Source organism: Flavobacterium cupreum, from assembly GCF_003996965.1.
Lineage (GTDB): Bacteria > Bacteroidota > Bacteroidia > Flavobacteriales > Flavobacteriaceae > Flavobacterium > Flavobacterium cupreum.
The window spans coordinates 13092-32335 of sequence record NZ_QWDM01000018.1; the positions used below are offsets into that span (position 1 = coordinate 13092).

Genomic DNA, 19244 nt, shown 5'->3' on the forward strand with positions numbered 1-19244 from the left:
AATAATTTAAATATTTAGCCACAGTTTAAAGGATTAAAACGATTTTTTCTAATCTGTGAAAATTCCTTAATCTGCGGCAAAAAATCTAATATCTAAAACCAACAATCTAAAATAACCACAACCAATGTTAAAAATAGCTATTCTGGGACTCGGTGAAGGCCGCAGTACCATGTCGGCCGCTTTGGAAAGTTCAAAATTAGAGCTTGTAAAAGTTTGTGACAGAAATGAAGAATTGTGTAAACAACGGGCAAAAGAGTTTGATTTTCATTCCTATACCCAAAACTACGATGATTTACTAAATGATGATTCGATAGATATCATAGCCATCTATACTCCGGATCATTTGCATGCTGATCATGTGAAACAAGCTTTACTTCACGGAAAGCATGTGGTTTGCACAAAACCGTTTATAGATGATCTTTCGGATGCGAAAGCATTACTGGAACTAAGCAAAAAGACCGGAAAAAAGGTTTTTATCGGGCAGAGTTCGCGTTTTTTCGAACCTGCAAAAAGACAAAGAGCCGATTTCGAAGCCGGTTTACTAGGCGATTTAATTACCATAGAAGCGCATTATCATGCAGATCACAGATGGTTTCTGAAAAAAGAATGGTCATTATTGCAATCTTTTAAATGGCTGTACGGCGGATTAAGTCATCCGGTGGATTTTATCAGATGGTATCTTCCCAACATTGAAGAGGTGATGGGCTACGGAATGATCAGCAGTAACGGAAGTATCGCAGGTTTGAAAAATGAAGACACGATGCATTTTATCTTCAAAGCAAGCGACGGAAGAATTGCAAGGGTAAGCGGAGTTTATACTTCACCAACACAGCCCGCACTAAGAGACAGCGGAATGAGTACCATTTTAAGGGCAACCGAAGGGGCAAGTCAGGCCGATTATCATGAACTTCGTTATGCAGTCACAGATAAAACTGGAGAAGAAAAAATAATAACCTGGGGAGACAGTACCTTAAAACATTATTTTCGTTTTGAAGGACAAAGCCATCATGCGGGGGAATATCAGAATTACTTAGAATATTTTGCAGACAGTATAGAACAGGATTTTACCGCTTATCCAGATATGGAAGAAGGTATCGGAACTGTGGCTTTATTGCAGGCCATGGACCAATCTCTGCAAACCGGAATGCCGGTAAAAATAGCTGATGTCCTTAAAAAATCCGGACTATGAACAGCATCTACGACAAATTAACCACCTTCGATTTTATAATTGTTGGCATCTATCTGGTGACTTTACTGGTCATTGGTTATGTGGTGAGCGTGAAGCAAAGCAAAAAGAACGAAACGCTTTTTATGGCCGGAAATTCGCTGAACTGGTACAATATCGGATTTAACATGTGGGGTACCAATGTTGGCCCATCATCCTTGTTGGCTTTTGCGAGTATTGGTTATGCAACCGGAATTGTAGCCGGAAATTTTGAATGGTATGCCTTTGTTTTTTTATTGCTTCTCGCTATCGTTTTTGCCCCAAGATATATTGCCAGTAAAGTCAGCACGATGCCCGAATATATGGGAAAAAGATATGGCGACAGTACCCAAACTATTTTGGCCTGGTACGCAATGGTTAAAATTTTGGTAAGCTGGCTCTCTTTGGGATTGTTTAGCGGAGGTGTTTTGGTACGCCAGATTTTAGGCATTCCTATGTGGCAGAGTGTAACGGTTTTGGTGATTTTTTCGGGAATTTTTACGTTTGCGGGAGGTTTGAAAGCGATTGCCAAAGTCAATGTTTTTCAGATGATTTTATTGATTGTCGTTTCACTTACCTTGTCGTATTTAGGATTGCAAAAAGTGGGCGGAATCGAAGCTTTAATAGCCAAAACCCCTTCTAATTTCTGGAATTTAACGCAGCCAGCCAATGATGTACATTATCCGTGGCCGGCTATTTTATTGGGATATCCTGTGGCTGCAGTAGCTTTCTTTTGTACCGACCAATCGATGGTGCAGAGTGTTTTGGGAGCGAAAAATTTGCAACAGGGACAGTTGGGCGTTAATTTCATTGGATGGCTTAAAGTAATGGCTTTGCCGTTATTTATTTTACCCGGAATACTGTGTTCTGTTTTGTTTCCGGAATTAGGCAAAAATTCCGATTTGGCTTATATGACAATGGTGACGAATTTATTCCCAAGCGGAATGAATGGTTTGGTAATTTGTGTGATGATAGCGGTCCTGGTCGGAACTATCGGTTCTTCGCTCAATGCGTTAAGTACTGTTTTTACCAATGATATTTATGTAAAGAAAATAAACCCATCGGCCTCCATCAAAGAACAAATTAAAATAGGGCGTATTACCATTGCAGTCGGATGTTTGTTTGCTATTCTGATTGCCGTTGCGATTGACAATATAAAAGGACAAAATTTGTTCAATATTTTTCAGGCTGTTCTGGGTTTTCTGGCACCTTCTTTATCCGTAGTTTTTCTGTTGAGTATTTTCTGGAAACGCACGACGAAGAAAGCTGTAAATGCGACTTTATCCTGGGGTTCCGCCTTTAGTTTATTGGTCGGGGTTTTATATTTGTGGATTTTCCCGGCTGATAAATATCCGGTTTGGCCGCACTTTTTATTGATATCCTTTTACATTTTTGCAGTGCTTTTAATGGCAGCAGTTATTATTTCTTTAGCAGATAAAAATCCTGAAGTTAATTTTTCAGATGAAACTGATATTCCGAAAACGAGTAAGAAAGTAAAACTGATGTTTACTGCCTTGGGAATTGTCATTCTTAGTTTGTACTTTATTTTTAATGGGAATTAGAAGTACAGAAAAAAAACTATTAGTAAAAATAAAAGATTGCCTAAAAGCAGTGTTTTATTTTTTATGCTTTATTTTGGGTTGAAATCAATAACTCCCGAATATCAACTTTCAAATATTTAGAAACCTCATAAAGTGTCAATAGAAGGTTGAGCTTCATTTGTACACCAACGGGAAACAGTCGATACAGTTTACCCAAATGATTGGCTAATTCTTTATTACTTTATTCAAAATACCCCCTGGTTTCAACCATGGGGACGCAAAATATATAAAATTACGTTTATCACATTATGTTTCCCGTGGTTGAAACCACGGGCTATGTTTGAAAGAGAATCTTAAATAAAAAACACATAGCATTTCAACAAAACGCTATATGTTTTTTATTACGTAATAAGGTATTGAATATTCATCAAATATCGCCCGTGGTTTCAACCATGGGGACGCAAAATATATAAAATTACGTTTATCACATTATGTTTCCCGTGGTTGAAACCACGGGCTATGTTTGAAAGAGAATCTTAAATAAAAAACATATAGCATTTCAACAAAACGCTATATGTTTTTTATTACGTAATAAGATATTGAATATTCATCAAATATCGCCCGTGGTTTCGACCATGGGGACGCAAATATATGAAATTACGTTTATCACATTATGTTTCCCGTGGTTGAAACCACGGGCTATGTTTAAAGAGAATCTTAAATAAAAACACATAGGATTTTAACAAAACGCTATATGTTTTTTATTAAGTGATAAGGTATTGAATATTCATCAAATATCGCCCGTGGTTTCGACCATGGGGACGCAAATATATGAAATTACGTTTATCACATTATGTTTCCCGTGGTTGAAACCACGGGCTATGTTTGAAGAGAATCTTAAATAACAAACACATAGCATTTCAACAAAACGCTATAAGTTTTTAAGTAATAAGGTATTGAATATTCATCAAATATCGCCCGTGGTTTCAACCATGGGGACGCAAAATATATAAAATTACGTTTATCACATTATGTTTCCCGTGGTTGAAACTACGGGCTATGTTTTAAAGAGAATCTTAAATAACAAACACATAGCATTTCAATTGAACGCTATGTGTTTTTTATTAAATGAAATGCATTTCTATAGACAATCGAAATAGTATATTCTATGTGTTTAAAATAAAAAATTATTATTCAGTTTTTTTTCTTCCTTCCAGATTGGGCAAGAATCCGGTAATGATTCCAATTAAAGGCAGGAACGCACAAATCTTAAAAACATATTCAATACTTGTTGCATCGGCAATTTTGCCTAAAATAGCAGAACCCAAACCACCCATTCCAAAGGCAAATCCGAAGAAAAGACCTGCGACAAGTCCCACTTTTCCGGGCATTAATTCAGTGGCATACACTAAAATTGCTGAAAATGCCGAAGAAAGAATCAACCCAATAATTACAGATAATGTTCCCACCCAAAATAAAGATACATAAGGCAGTAACATCGTAAAAGGAGCAACACCCAAAATAGAAACCCAGATTACATATTTTCTTCCAAATCGGTCTCCGATTGGTCCTCCAATCAAAGTTCCGGCAGCAACTGCGCCGGAAAACAAAAATAAATAAACCTGCGACTGCTGAATGCTGATGTGAAACTTATCAATCAAAAAGAAAGTATAATAACTTGTAATACTGCTCATATAGAAGTATTTCGAAAAAATCAAAACCAATAAAATGATCAGTGAAAAAGTTACTGTTCTTTTCGATAAATGATGCGTTTCCATCTGGTGAGCTGATTTATTGGCATTTCGTAATGATAAATGATCACTGTACCAAATCGCAATTTTATACAAGGCAAAAACTCCAATAATGGCGATGATACAAAACCAGGCCACATACGATTGTCCGTGCGGAATAACAATAAATGCTGCCAGTAATGGCCCGATGGCACTTCCTGCATTTCCTCCCAATTGAAAAATAGACTGTGCCAATCCTTTTTTTCCGCCAGAAGCCAAATGTGCTACTCTCGAAGATTCGGGATGAAATATAGAAGAACCGATTCCGATTAAACTAACCGACAACAATAAATAAGTAAAGCTGGAAGCAATAGAAACCAGAAAAAGTCCGGTCATGGTAAAACACATTCCGATAATCAAAGAATACGGTTTTGAATTTTTATCGGTATACATTCCCACAAATGGCTGTAATATAGACGCAACGATTTGATAAGTAAAAGTGATAATTCCGATTTGAGAAAAACTTAAATTGAAATTTTCCTTTAAAAGCGGATATATCGACGGCACTACAGCCTGTAAAAGATCATTAATTAAATGAGAAAAACTGATAATAAATAAGATCGAATAGGTCGTTTTTTTGAGTAGGTCAGGATTGGCTTTAATAGTGTTCATAGGTTATTTTTTGATTCTTAAATTAGGTTTAAAAACAACAGCTGTATTATTTTTTGCAAAGATTAAAAGAATAGTAATGTCAGAATTGCTACATTTGGACAATGAATAACCAAATTCGGACATATCGATTAGCACAGGATTACGGATACCAAATTAATCCTTCAATACCCGTGATAGGATATAGTGAAATGGTAACCAATGAAGTGTGTATCTCGCATTCACATCCCAGAGGGCAGCTTATTTACGCTACGACGGGAGTAATGAATGTCATTGTAGGGAATCATATTTGGGTTGTCAATCCATTACAGGGATTATGGCTTCCGGGAGGTGTAGAACATCAGGTTACTTTTCAGAAAGATGTTAATTATTACAGCGTTTTTATTGATCCGTCTGTAACGGAAAGATTACCGTCAAAAAGTTTTTCTTTTGACATTCCGATGTTTTTAAAACAGCTGATTTTTAAAATTATTTCTTTTGGGACTGAAGGAAATCTGGAACCTTCACAAAAAAGAATTATGGACGTTTTTTTAGACGAATTGGCTTTAATCAAACCAAGTGCTACTTTTTTACCTACCACCAATCATGAAAGATTGCAAAAAGTAGTGGAACTTTTGCTGAATGATGTTGCAAATAAAAACAACATAGAGTATTTCGCCGAACTTTCTTTTATGAGCACCAGAACGTTATCCCGGTTATTTATTAAAGAATTGGGAATGAATTTCAGTGACTGGCGTACCAGATTGAAATTGCTTGAAGCCATAAAACGTTTAGGCGAAAAGCAATCTATAAAAGAAATTGCCTTCAATTTAGGTTACGAAACTACAAGTGCTTTTATTTATATGTTTAAAAAGCATCTGGGAAAAACTCCTTCCAATTATATTTTAGAAGACCAAAACGATTCAGATCAATTATCGGCTTAAATTTTATTGGCCAGAGTATTTTCCCTCAAACTATATTTAGGTATAAAATCAAAAATTGGCAGATCGTTTTTTTTAGTACTAAAAAAGGTATAAGTCGTAATTTTTTCCTTAAAAATTATTGAAGGTCGCAATATTTTACAAAATAACAGGACAGTACAGGTTGTGAAATGTAAAAATAACACTTATATTTAATGCCAAATATATTTTTATGCAAACCCGATTTTCAGTTTTTAAGAAATTACTTGTTTTTGTGGTGATATTCTCTTCTTCTTTCCTGTCTGCTCAGGAAAAAACTAAGGAAGCAACGTGGATCTGGTACCCGGGGGATTTCGAAATCAATCTGGCCAATCAGATGCAAAACAGAAGAACAGAAAGGGATTCTTTTTTTCCTGTTTTCTGGAAAACCGATAGTCCTTATAACCTGGTTGATTTTCATAAATTTTTCGATCTTCAGGCTCCTGAAGATGTTACAATTGCAGTCGAAGGAACGTATAACATAAAAATTGACGGTAAGGCACTTCAGGGTTTTCCGAAGAAAATTTCCATGCCTGCCGGGAAACATAAACTGAGCCTTAAAGTGTACAATCAGGCTTCCGTTCCTGCAATTTTTATTGATGGAAAAACAATAAAATCCGACAACAGCTGGCTGGTGACTTACGAAGATAAAGAATGGATCGACGAAACCGGAAAAGCTTCCGATCAATCGGGAACAACCTGGCTTCAGGCGGGTTCGTGGAATCTAAACCAGGCAAGCCTCCCACCTTCTAAATTTGCTTTGCCTGTTAAAAAAATGGAAGCGGTAAGCCATGTCAAAATGGGTACGGAAACCTTATATGATTTCGGGAAAGAAACTTTTGGTTTCATTCAGTTAAACGGACTTCAGGGAAAGGGAACAGTTGCTATTTATTACGGAGAATCAAAAGAAGAGGCACTTTCCAAAGAACATTGCGAAACCTTAGATCAGATAGAAGTAGCTTCCAATACCCCGCAAGACAGGATAATGGAACTTTCAAAAGCTTTCAGATATGTTCTGGTAGCTCCTTCTAACGGAGTGGAGATTGCTTCCGTAATGATGTGGTTCGAATATGCCGATTTAAAAGACAAAGGAAGTTTTACCTGCTCAGATGCTGAGATTAATGAAATTTACGATGTTGCCAAATACACTTTTCACCTTACTTCAAGGGAGTTTTTTATTGACGGAATCAAAAGAGACCGCTGGATCTGGTCCGGTGATGCCTACCAGAGTTACCTGATGAATTATTACTTAACGAATGATTCACCAACAGTGGAAAGAACGCTGTTGGCTTTACGCGGAAAAGATCCCGTTACGGCCCACATCAATACGATTATGGATTATACGTTTTACTGGTTTTTAGGGATTTACGACTATTATCAATACAGCGGGGATAAGACTTTTATCAAACAATTTTACCCAAGAATGCAATCCTTAATGGAATATTGCCTGTCCAGAAGAAATGAAAACGGAATGATGCAGGGACTTTCAGGCGACTGGATTTTTATTGACTGGGCGGAAGGGCTCAGCAAAAAAGGAGAAGTAAGTTTCGAACAATTGTTATTGGCAAGAAGTTTAGAAGCGATGACTGTTTGTGCTGCGATTGCAGGGAACGAGCAAGATTCAGCAAAATACAAAGATCTTGGAATTCAGTTAAAAACTAAAATTTTCGATAAATACTGGAACCCCGAAAAACAAGCATTGGTACACAGTTATGTTGACGGAAAACAAACCGAAAATGTAACGCGTTACGCAAATATGTTTGCGATTTTCTTTGATTATTTCAACGAAGAACAAAAACAACAGGTAAAAAAATCAGTGCTTTTGAATGATAAAGTGCAAAAAATCGTAACGCCCTACATGCGTTTTTATGAATTGGAATCTTTGTGTGCGATGGGAGAACAGGATTATGTCCTGAAAGAAATGAAAGAGTATTGGGGCGGAATGCTAAAATTGGGAGCCACTTCCTTTTGGGAAGAATACAATCCGACGAAAAAAGGAACAGAACATCTGGCGATGTACGGAAGGGAATTCGGAAAAAGCCTTTGTCATGCCTGGGGCGCAAGTCCGATTTACTTACTGGGGAAATATTATCTTGGCGTAAAACCAACCGCACCGGGATATTCAGAATACGAAATCAAACCCAGCTTAGGGGGTTTGCAATGGATGCAGGGAAAAGTGCCAACGCCAAATGGTGAAATTGAAGTATACTGCAGTACCAAAGAAATCAAAGTAAAAGCGGTGGAAGGCGAAGGGAAATTGATTTTTGAAAGTTCAGCTAAACCAAAGTCAAACTCTGGAACAATTACAGCATTAGCGAAGAATAAATATCAGCTGATTGTAAAACCGAATGTGGAGTATAAAATAAGTTATAAAGCACTGTAGTATTAAGTCACGTTTTGTCATTCCGAGGAACGAGGAATCACACGCGTAGCCATAAAGATTGTAGATTATAGCTGTGGAGTTTCTAGTGTGATTCCTCGTTCCTCGGAATGACAAGATCGGGCAATTTCATTCTGCTGTACTTTTAAAAATAAAATAAATGTTTAAAAATAAAATAAAATATCACTTTACTCCTTTAACAATAACTTCTGTATTGATGTTTTTGATTTGTTTTCAATTTTCAGTTACGGCACAAAACAAAGCATGGAACCCAGCTCCTTTTGAAGTCATAAAATCCGATTATAAAACTTTCAAAACCACGCAATACGCACATGTTTTTTCAGGAAGTAAACATAATATTGTTCGTTTAGCTCCAGAATTAAAAGGTTTACAAGGTGTTGAACTTCCTTTGGACACTTATAAAAGCGGCACAAATTCTGCTTTAAAATTAAAATTTAAAGAAAATGTTGTCCTATTAATTGGCATTTTTCAGGAAAATGGTTCAGAATATCTTCAGTCAAATAAACTGCAAAAGGCAAAATTAGTTTTAGAAAACGGGGTAACGATTACCGGTTTGCCTCCGGTTAATGTGTATGCTATTTCTTTCGCAAAAGGAACACAGACTATTTTACCAGATGCTAAAGGATTATACGCCATTTTAGGAGTTGTAAAAAGCAATCAAAAATTGGAATTCAGAAACGCAGCACTTCCGGACGGAAAACTTTGGAATCCAACTTTTATCGTTGAAGGATTTTCAGATGAAAAACCGCTTTTCGAAATTATTGGCGGAGAAAACAAGCCGGTTGTAGACGAAGGAATCCCCGGAACAGAAGAAAATCAGGGCGGATTTGAAGGCGGACGTGTTGTAAAAGTAGGCGATAACTACCATATGTTTCCAACAGAAAGAGCAGGCGAAAAAGGAGTCGATTATTATTACGATCGGGTAAAAACTAAAATCGGACACTGGACCAGTAAAGATGCAATTCACTGGAAAAGAGAAGCAACAATTTATCAGGCAAGCGGAACCTATGCCGTTACCGAAGATGATAACCCGATGAACGATCGTCGTGCGGCTATTTGGTCGTATATGCCGGTTTTCAATGAAAAAGCAAACAAATGGTACGGCTATTATTTAGCCTATACCGTGAGTAAAGAAATAGAACCCAACCATTCTTTTGGCCGGATCTGGAGATGCGAATCTACTATAGACGGAATTAACGGCATTGGCGGTCCCTATAAAGATATGGGAATCATTATGGAACCCGGTTTAGACTCCCAGCCTTGGGAAGGACGCCAGGGCGTGGCTTCTTTTTTCCCGTATCAGGCAGGAGATAAATGGCTTGGTTTTTACAGCGGTGCCTATCCGTTTGATTCCTGGGCAGATTATCCTAAAAAATCTGGAAAAGGCTGGTTTGTTGCTTTAGCCGAATCAAATAGTTTAGAAGGCCCGTGGAAGAGAAGGAACAAAGGCATTAAGCCAATCAAGTCAATACATCCTTTTTTTGTAGAGAATCCTATTGTAAGCCAGCTGCCAAACGGATTATACATCGCCATTTTTGACGGAGGTCCGGATGGCTGGGGACATCATTTGCCCAATATGATAGGCTATTCATTATCTAAAGACGGCTATCAATGGTCGGAAGCAAGATATTTACCCATAGAAACCAAAGTAAATAAATGGTGGGATATCATGCGGACTCCGCTTTGCTTGATTCCGGAAGGAAATGACGTTTATACAATTGTCTATGCTGCAATAGATTTAAAGAAAAGATTTCACCCCATTGGAATGGTAAAAGTAAAACTGAACAAAGAAGTAATGCAGTCGCGTTTGGAAGAATTGAAAAAAGAATAATAAAGTTTCTCGCAGATTTTGCAGATTCAGCAGATAAAAAAAAATAAAAATCGGCTAAATCTGCCAAATCTGCGAGAGAAAAAAAGATCAGGAATATAGATAAAACTTTGCGATTCTGCGACTTTTCGGGATTATTTGTCAAAGAGAGAAAATTTCAAAAAAAATAAAAGAAAAAATAAAAAAACTTAGCGCCTCATGGCTTAAAGCAAAAGAAATGAAAATTAAATATCTCATAATTGCCATCACCATTCTCTTCATAACCAGTTGTGCAACAAAATACAAAAAAAGGGAAATAACTGAAACCGTAATGCAGGAGATTTACAACGAAATCAAAACGCCTTATAAGTACGGCTTGGTAATGGTGCCAACGGATAACTCATACAAAATGGATTGCCCAAGTGTCTTTCGAAAAGAAGGGAAATGGTTTATGACTTATCTTATTTACGGTGGAAGAGGCTACGAAACCTGGCTTGCCGAAAGTGACGACTTATTGCACTGGAAACATTTAGGAAAAGTAATGTCTTTCTCTGAAAACGAATCACACTGGGATGTCAATCAAAAAGCAGGATATATTTCGTTACAGGACCCAGCGTGGGGAGGAAGCTACGAATGGGAAAAATATGAGGACAAATATTGGATGAGTTATTTTGGCGGAGACAGCAAAGGTTATGAAGCAGGAGTTCTTTCTATCGGAATGGCATACACCAAAGAGTCTCCAACAAAAGCACACGAATTTAGCCGATTAGACAAGCCGGTTTTAAGGCCAAAAGACACTGATGTAAGCTGGTGGGACAATAGCACGATGTACAAAAACACGGTTATTCGCGATACGGAAAAACAAACCGGATCTAATTTTATCATGTATTACAATGCCCGTGGGGACAGTTTGAAACCCGCACGGGGAGCTGAAAGAATTGGAATGGCAGTTTCCGACGATATGAAAAACTGGAAACGTTACGGAAAAAATCCGGTGTTGAATAATCACAAGGGAATTACGGGTGATCCCTACATTCAAAGAATTAACGATACCTGGGTCATGTTCTATTTTGGTGCGTTCTGGAAACCGGGAGCATTTAATCGTTTTGCTGTTTCTAATGATTTAATTCACTGGAACGACTGGAAAGGCGAAGATCTGATCAAGTCATCAGAGCCTTATGATGATCTGTTTGCCCATAAATCTTTTGTCGTAAAACATAACGGAGTGGTCTACCATTTTTATTGTGCCGTAAATAAAGCAGAACAAAGAGGAATTGCCATTGCAACTTCCAAAGATTTAGGCAAGAGCGAAATGAATTTTGTTGCGCCGCCGGAGAAGAAAAAATAGTTTTCAGTCACAGTTGCAGTCATCGGAATGACACAAACAACTACAAAAACATACCATAAATGTTGAAGTCAAATCATAGTAATCCATTTTTCAGGTTTCGGTTTTCGAATCATATTTTGCATTTCACCACTTACCTTTTACTTTTTACGGTTTTTGCAAACGCCCAATCCGTAACCGGAGAACCGGCCGGAATTCCGGAATTGCATAAAAAATATGAGTTTGCTCCGTGGGAAGACCCAACTGTAACCAGCATAAACAGACAGCCTTCCAGAGCCACGGCCTATTCATATGAAAATATCGAAGATGCGTTAAAAGGCGACAGAACGAAGAGCAGAATTCAAATGCTGAACGGAAACTGGGATTTTAAATATGCCTCCAGTTTAAAAGAAGCTTCCAAAGATTTTTACCAAACTAAAGTTTCAGGCTGGAATAAGATTGAAGTGCCCTCCAACTGGGAATTAAAAGGCTATGATATTCCGATTTACAAAAGTGCGGTTTATCCGTTCAGGCCCATAAATCCGCCTTATATTCCTAAAGATTATAATGGTGTTGGTTCGTATCAAAGAAGTTTTACGGTTCCGGAAAACTGGAAAGATATGACCGTAACGTTACATTTTGGAGCCGTAAGTTCCGGTTTTCAGGTTTGGCTCAACGGGGAATTTTTAGGGTATGGCGAAGATAGTTTTCTTCCTTCTGAATTTGACATCACCCCTTATTTAAAACCGGGCGAAAATACAGTTTCTGTACAGGTAATTCGCTGGACAGACGGTTCGTATCTTGAAGATCAGGATCACTGGCGTGTGAGCGGAATTCAGCGTGAAGTTTTTATTATGGCCGAGCCTAAACTGCGAATTCAGGATTTCTTTTATCAGACCAAATTAGACAAGGAATATAAAGATGCGGTCTTTCAGTTGCGTCCCAAAGTGGAGAATTTAACCGGGGAAAAAATCAAGGATTATACTTTCCAGGTGCAATTGTACGATCCGAAAAATGTTGCCTTATTCAAAGAACCGCTTCAGAAACCGGTTATCGATATGATTAACGAAAGTTATCCGCGTCTGGATAATGTTCGTTTTGGAATGTTCAGGGAAACTATTAAAAATCCTTTAAAATGGAGCGCCGAAGAACCCAATTTATACACCATGGTTTTGTGGTTAAAAGATCCGAAAGGAAATATTATTGATGCAAAAAGCTGTAAAGTTGGTTTTCGTTCCATTGAATTTTCCAAAGAAAACGGAAAAATGTTAATCAATGGAAAAGAAACCTATGTGTACGGAATAAACCGTCACGACCAGCATCCGACGAAAGGAAAAGCGCTGTCGCGAGAAGATATTAAACAGGATTTAATTACGATTAAGAAGTTTAATTTCAATTTTATCAGAACCAGTCATTATCCAAACGATCCGTATTTCTATGATTTATGTGACCAATACGGAATCATGGTGATGGATGAAGCCGATCAGGAAACACATGGGATTGGAGGAAAACTAAGCAACGATCCAAAATGGACGAATGCTTATCTGGAACGTATGACCAGAATGGTAGAAAGAGACAAAAATCATCCGTCTGTAGTCATGTGGAGTCTGGGCAACGAAGGAGGAAAAGGCCCGAATCATTCGGCTATGGCAGGCTGGGTTCATGATTTCGATATCACCAGACCCGTACATTATGAGCCCGCTCAGGGAAACCCGAGATTAGACGGATATATTGATCCGCTGGATCCGGGATATCCAAAAACAATTGACCATGCCTATCGATTTGAAAATCCGCAGGACGAACCGTATGTAGATATGGTAAGCCGATTCTATCCGGGCGTTTTTACGCCTAAATTTCTGGTGGACCAAAAGAAAGATACACGTCCGATTATTTTCGTTGAATATTCTCATGCCATGGGAAATTCAGTTGGGAATCTAAAAGAATTATGGGATCAGTTCCGTTCGCTTCCAAGAGTGATCGGCGGCTGTATCTGGGAATTTAAAGATCAGGGACTGGTTAAAATCGATGAGAAAACAGGCCAGGAATATTTTGCACACGGAGGTGATTTTGGTGAAAAATACCATGACGGGAATTTCAATACAAAAGGAATTGTAGATTCAAACGGAAAACCAAAAGGCTCCATTTATGAATGCAAATGGGTATTCCAGCCGGTAACTTCCAACTTAAGTAACGGACATCAGTTAGAAATAAAAAACCGTCAGGCCGTTACCTCTTTACAGAACTTTATTCCTGTTCTGAAAATACTGGAAAATGGAAATCTCATTAAAATCCAGATACTAAAACCTTTAAATCTGGAAGCCGGACAATCCGTAATTTTAGATTTAAATCCGTATCTGCCAAAAATGAAAAAAGAAGCCGAATACTTTTTAAATATTGAATTTCAGCTTTCATCAGATAAAGAATGGGCTCCAAAAGGATATGCCGTCGCAACCGATCAGTTTTTATTGAAAAAGGCGGAGGTTGCTTTAAACTTTGCCACTCCAAAAGACACTAAATTTAAAAGTGCGGAAACTGATTCCGATTATAAAATCAAAGGCAAAGAGTTTGAAATTACCTTTACCAAAGAAAACGGAGCTTTGAGTTCTTATATTTTTAATGGCGAAGAACAAATTTTCGCTCCATTGCTTCCCAACTTTGTAAGACCGCTTACCGATAACGATAAAAGGGGATGGAAATCTCAGAAAGTCTTAAAACCCTGGTATCAGGCGAAACCAAAAGTGGTCAGTACTAAAATGGCCATCGCAAATGACGGAACCATCATTACCAGTGATTATGAGGTGATAAAAGACAGCGCACAAGTGCAGGTAATCTATAAAATTCATGAAAACGGAATCATAAAAGTAGCTTACAGCTTAAAAGCAACCAACAAATTGCCAAACATCCCGAAAATTGGAATGCAGCTGGGAGTCCAACGAAAATTTGATCAGATTTCATGGTACGGCAAAGGAGAACTTGAGAACTATATCGACAGAAGTTTCGGGTCGCTTGTGGGTAAATATTCGTTACCCATAAATGAGTTTTTAGAGCATTATGTAAAACCTCAGGAAAACGCCAACAGAACAGAAGTGCGATGGATGGCTTTTACAACACCACAAAAAAATAAAGGATTGATAGTGGCAGATGATAAGAAAGTCCTGAGCATGAGTGCCTGGCCGTATACGCAGGAAAATTTAAGTGCAGCCAAACATACTTTCGATTTAAAGGATCCCGGATTTTTGACAGTCAATATCGATTTAATTCAAATGGGAGTTGGAGGAAATGACAGCTGGACAAAAGTTGCACAGCCATTAGAACAATATCAGATTCCTTCGGGGGATTATGAGTATAGTTTTTACCTAATCCCTTTTAACAGTTCAAAAAGTGCATTAGATGAAAGTCTGAAGAAATTTAAATATTAAGTAAAGAATATCAAAAAAAAATCTGCTTAATCAGCAAAATCTGTGAGAGTAAAAATTTACACACAGATTGTCCGGTTTAAATACTAAAGAATAAAAAACAATACCAATGTTTCAAAAAGCATACTTCTTTTTAATGTTACTTTTCGCGGGGTTCGTTTCCGCGCAGGAAATCCATAAAAAAGAAACCAATTTATTCCAGCCTGCAATCGAATCTTCCAGACCCTGGGTATATTGGTACTGGATGCAAAGTTCGTATTCGAAAGAAGGCATCACCGCCGATTTAGAAGCCATGAAACAGGCAGGAATCGGAGGCGCTTATCTCATGACTATAAAAGGACCGGCAAATCCGCTTTTGATTTCGCCTCCGGTTTTACAATTAAGTAAAGAATTTTGGGAGCTAGTGCATTGGGCATTGACAGAAGCAGACCGTTTGGGCGTAAAAATTGCCTTCCATCCCGCGGATGGTTTTGCGGTTGCCGGCGGACCCTGGATTACGCCCGAGATATCCATGCAAAAAGTGGTTTGGGCAGATGTTACCGTGAAAGGAAAAGACATTAAAAATCTGACTTTACCCGTTCCAAAACATTACAAAGAATATTATAAGGATATTGCTGTTTTTGCGATTCCGCTAAAAGAAGAAATAATAACCTCAGTTAAAAAACAGCCAAAAATCACCTCAACTTTAGGAGATTTTGATGCTTCTTTTCTGAGTGATCCCAATAAAGAAGATCAATTCAGGTTAAAAGAAAAAGGATGGATTCAGTATGAATTTGACCAGCCATTTTTGTGCAAATCAATTCAGATCGAGACCAAAGGCAATAATTACCAGGCACATCGTCTGATTATCGAAGTAAGCGATGATGGAAAAAACTTTAAGAACCTTGGCAGATTAACAACACCAAGACAAGGCTGGCAGGATGCAGATGCTTTTTACACGCACAGTCTTATCCCGACAAAAGCCAAGTATTTCAGATTTGTTTATGATCCTGAAGGCACAGAACCCGGAGCCGAAGATCTGGATCCGGCAAAATGGAATCAGGGATTAAAAGTCGCCAAAATTATTTTATCCAACGAAGCGCTGATTGATAATTATCAGGGAAAATCCGGGGCAATCTGGAGGCTCAGTCCGCAGACCACAACGGCCGAAATCAAGGATAATGATTGCGTCGCACAATCAGAAATGATTAATATTTCAAAATTCACAGATACGAAAGGAATTCTGAACTGGAAAGCGCCTTCGAATACAAGCTGGCGAATTATCCGTTTTGGTTATACATCTACAGGCTATGAAAACGCCACAGCAGGAGCAGGAAGAGGATTGGAAGTTGATAAATTTAATGTTGATGCCGTTCGCTTTCAACTCGATCATTGGTTTGGTGAAATGCTAAGGGTGGCAGGTCCGGAACTTGCCTCAAAAGTGGTGAAAATCCTTCATATTGACAGTTGGGAATGCGGCAGCCAGAACTGGTCGCCCGTTTTTAGCGATGAATTCAAAAAACGCAGGGGCTATGATATCGTAGACTATCTTCCGGTGATGGCAGGGATTCCATTGAATGATATTGAGACTTCCGAAAAAGTTTTGTACGACGTCAGAAAAACGATTTCAGAATTAATAACCGATAACTTTTTTGCCACATTGGCCGATGAAGCGAAGAAAGCCAGAGTACAATTCAGTTCCGAAAATGTAGCGCCAACGATGATGAGCGACGGACTTTTGCATTTTAAACACATCGATTATCCCAGTGGCGAATTTTGGTTAAAAAGCCCTACACACGACAAACCAAATGATATGCTCGATGCTATTTCGGGAGGGCATATTTATGGCAAAGATATTATTCAGGCAGAAGCTTTTACCGAATTAAAAATGGACTGGGACGAGCATCCCGGAAATCTCAAAACGCTTGCCGATAGAAATTACGCACTTGGAATCAACCGGTTTTTCTACCACGTTTTTGTACACAATCCATGGACGGACAGAAAACCCGGAATGACTTTAGATGGTGTTGGTTCTTACTTTCAAAGGGATCAAACCTGGTGGAAAGCCGGAAAAGCCTGGGTAGACTACTGCCAGAGAGTGCAGTTTCAATTGCAAAAAGGTAAACCGGTTATTGATCTGGCTGTTTTTATTGGTGAAGATTTACCATCACGTTCCATTCTTCCGGACCGATTAGTGCCTTTTATTCCGAATATTTTCGGATCGGCAAGAGTACAGCAGGAGAAAATCAGATTGGAAAATGAAGGACAGCCGGGTTTGAGAGCACCAAAGGAAGTTACCTCTTCAAAAAACAGTACCGATTTATCACAATGGATAAATGCGATGAATGGCTATCAGTACGATTCTTTTAACTCAGATGTTTTAATCCGCAAAGCTAAAGTCGAGAACGGAAAAATAACATTTGACGGAGGCATTTCATATGGCGCTTTACTTTTTCCGGGAAGTCATAAAATGGCGCCGAATAAAATGATTTCTTTAGCCTCCGCCGAAAAAATAGTACAGCTGTTAAAAGATGGAGGGACTATTTTTATTGCTGAAAAACCGAATGTACAGCCGGGAATCCAATCAGATGCAGATGAGAAAAAGTGGCAGTTGATAGTAGATGAAATCTGGAATGACAGCCCGAATGCTTCTTCGTGGAAAATAGGAAAAGGAACAGTTATTAAACTTCCTTATTTGGGAAATGATTTTAAGGAAATCGGAATAGCACCGGATGTTTATTTTCTAAAATTAAATCGCGAAGACTCAGAAACAATTGCCTGGACACACCGCAAATCAGAATCGGAAGAAATCTATTTTCTATCCAATCAGAAAGAAGAAAAAAGAACATTTGAAGTTTCATTTCGCGTAACTGGAAAAATTCCACAATGGTACAATCCTGTAACCGATAAAACCACTGTTTTAAAAAGCTGGAAAATAGAAAATGGGCGAACGCTGATTCCATTATCCTTAAATGAAAATCAATCCGGATTTGTCATTTTTAAAGAAGAAACAAAAAATAAATCAGGTCAGGCAAATCAGAATACAACCGAGTTTGAAACCGTACAGACTCTAGACGAAAACTGGGAACTGCGGTTTGATCCGGAATTCCACGGCCCTAAAGAAGTCGTAAAAACAAATGTACTTTTTGACTGGAGCACTTCTTCAGACGACAGGATTAAATATTATTCAGGAACAGTTTCGTATCAAAAAGAAGTGATCTGGAACGGAAATACCACCGGTCAATTTTGGCTGGATTTAGGAACAATTGCCAATATCGCCGAAGTCAGCGTCAACGGAAAAGACTGCGGTACAATCTGGACATTTCCGTACAGGGCTAATATTTCAGCTGCCCTGCAAAAAGGAAAAAACAAGATTGAAATAAAAATCACCAATACCTGGGCAAACCGGTTAATTGGCGACCAAAAGTTACCGAAAGAAGAAAGATTAACCTGGACAACAGCGCCTTTCAGATTGGAAGGAGAGCCATTATTGAAAGCTGGTTTATTGGGGCCCGCTAGGATTGTGAAAGAGTTGAAGTGAAAGAGGAAAGAGTATAGAGGAAAGAGTATAGAGGAAAGAGGAAAAGGAAGTAAATAAATGAATAGCGTCCAGCTTTAGCTGGATGAACAAGGTAGGAAATCAGGATTGTGGCTTTAGCCAAAAACGGTAATATTTTGACTAAAGCCAGTTTCAAAGCCAATTTTATTCCTGCAGCTAAAGCTGGAGGCAATTTAAAAGAGAATAGAAAACAGAATGAAGAAAATTTTGCCACAGATTAAAGGATTAACGCAGATTTAAAAATCCATATAATCCTATAATCTGTGGCAAAAGAATAAAAATAATAATGAATAGCGTCCAGCTTTAGCTGGATGAAGAAGGTAGGAAATCAGGATTGTTACTTTAGCCAAAAACGGTAATATTTTGGCTAAAGCCAGTTTCAGAGCCAATTTTATTCCCCCAGCTAAAGCAGTAGACAATTTAAAAGATAAAATAGAAAACATAAAAGAACAAAATTTTGCCACAGATTAAAGGATTAACGCAGATTCAAAAATCCATATAATCCTCTAATCTGTGGCAAAAGAATAAAAATATAATGAATAGCGTCCAGCTTTAGCTGGATGAAGAAGGCAGGAAATTGGGACCTCCGGCTAAAGCTGGAGGTAATTCAAAAAAATAGGATATAAACAGAATGAACAAACCTTTGCCACAGATTAAAGGACTAGCACAGATTTAA

General features: G+C 38.1%; 10 protein-coding genes. 9 read left to right on the forward strand and 1 reads right to left on the reverse strand.

The window, feature by feature from the left end; all coding sequences use genetic code 11:
• The first annotated feature begins 124 nt into the window (after window positions 1-124).
• On the forward strand, window positions 125-1189 hold the full coding sequence (locus tag D0817_RS21215; protein ID WP_127340355.1) for a Gfo/Idh/MocA family protein: 1065 nt from the start codon (window positions 125-127) through the stop codon (window positions 1187-1189).
• Window positions 1186-2766 (forward strand): sodium:solute symporter, encoded by a 1581-nt coding sequence (locus D0817_RS21220; RefSeq protein WP_127340356.1) that lies wholly within the window; start codon window positions 1186-1188, stop codon window positions 2764-2766. Before D0817_RS21215 ends, D0817_RS21220 begins: the two co-directional genes overlap by 4 nt.
• Window positions 2767-3935: 1169 nt before the next feature.
• Here D0817_RS21220 and D0817_RS21230 read toward each other — a convergent pair.
• The gene (locus D0817_RS21230) at window positions 3936-5147 is read right to left on the reverse strand and encodes an MFS transporter (protein WP_127340357.1); all 1212 of its coding nucleotides are present in this window, start codon (window positions 5145-5147) and stop codon (window positions 3936-3938) included.
• Window positions 5148-5248: 101 nt separating this feature from the next.
• Between D0817_RS21230 and D0817_RS21235 the strand changes: the two genes are divergently transcribed.
• From D0817_RS21235 to D0817_RS26445, 7 genes are all read left to right on the forward strand, one after another.
• A complete protein-coding gene (locus D0817_RS21235; protein WP_127340358.1) occupies window positions 5249-6067 on the forward strand; it encodes an AraC family transcriptional regulator in 819 nt (272 codons plus the stop codon).
• Window positions 6068-6275: 208 nt separating this feature from the next.
• Entirely contained in the window at window positions 6276-8465 is a 2190-nt protein-coding gene (locus tag D0817_RS21240; RefSeq protein ID WP_127340359.1) for an alpha-L-rhamnosidase-related protein, read from the forward strand.
• Window positions 8466-8622: 157 nt separating this feature from the next.
• The gene (locus D0817_RS21245; RefSeq protein WP_127340360.1) at window positions 8623-10314 is read left to right on the forward strand and encodes a glycoside hydrolase family protein; all 1692 of its coding nucleotides are present in this window, start codon (window positions 8623-8625) and stop codon (window positions 10312-10314) included.
• Window positions 10315-10528: 214 nt separating this feature from the next.
• Window positions 10529-11638, forward strand: a complete 1110-nt coding sequence (locus tag D0817_RS21250; RefSeq protein WP_127340361.1) for a glycoside hydrolase family protein — start codon at window positions 10529-10531, stop codon at window positions 11636-11638.
• A gap of 59 nt (window positions 11639-11697) precedes the next feature.
• Complete coding sequence (locus D0817_RS21255) at window positions 11698-15033, forward strand: glycoside hydrolase family 2 TIM barrel-domain containing protein (RefSeq protein WP_127340362.1); 3336 nt, start codon at window positions 11698-11700, stop codon at window positions 15031-15033.
• A gap of 106 nt (window positions 15034-15139) precedes the next feature.
• Window positions 15140-18550 (forward strand): glycosyl hydrolase, encoded by a 3411-nt coding sequence (locus D0817_RS21260; protein ID WP_127340363.1) that lies wholly within the window; start codon window positions 15140-15142, stop codon window positions 18548-18550.
• A 107-nt stretch (window positions 18551-18657) separates the two neighbouring features.
• A complete protein-coding gene (locus D0817_RS26445) occupies window positions 18658-18789 on the forward strand; it encodes a hypothetical protein (protein ID WP_262708236.1) in 132 nt (43 codons plus the stop codon).
• The last annotated feature ends 455 nt before the right edge of the window (window positions 18790-19244 follow it).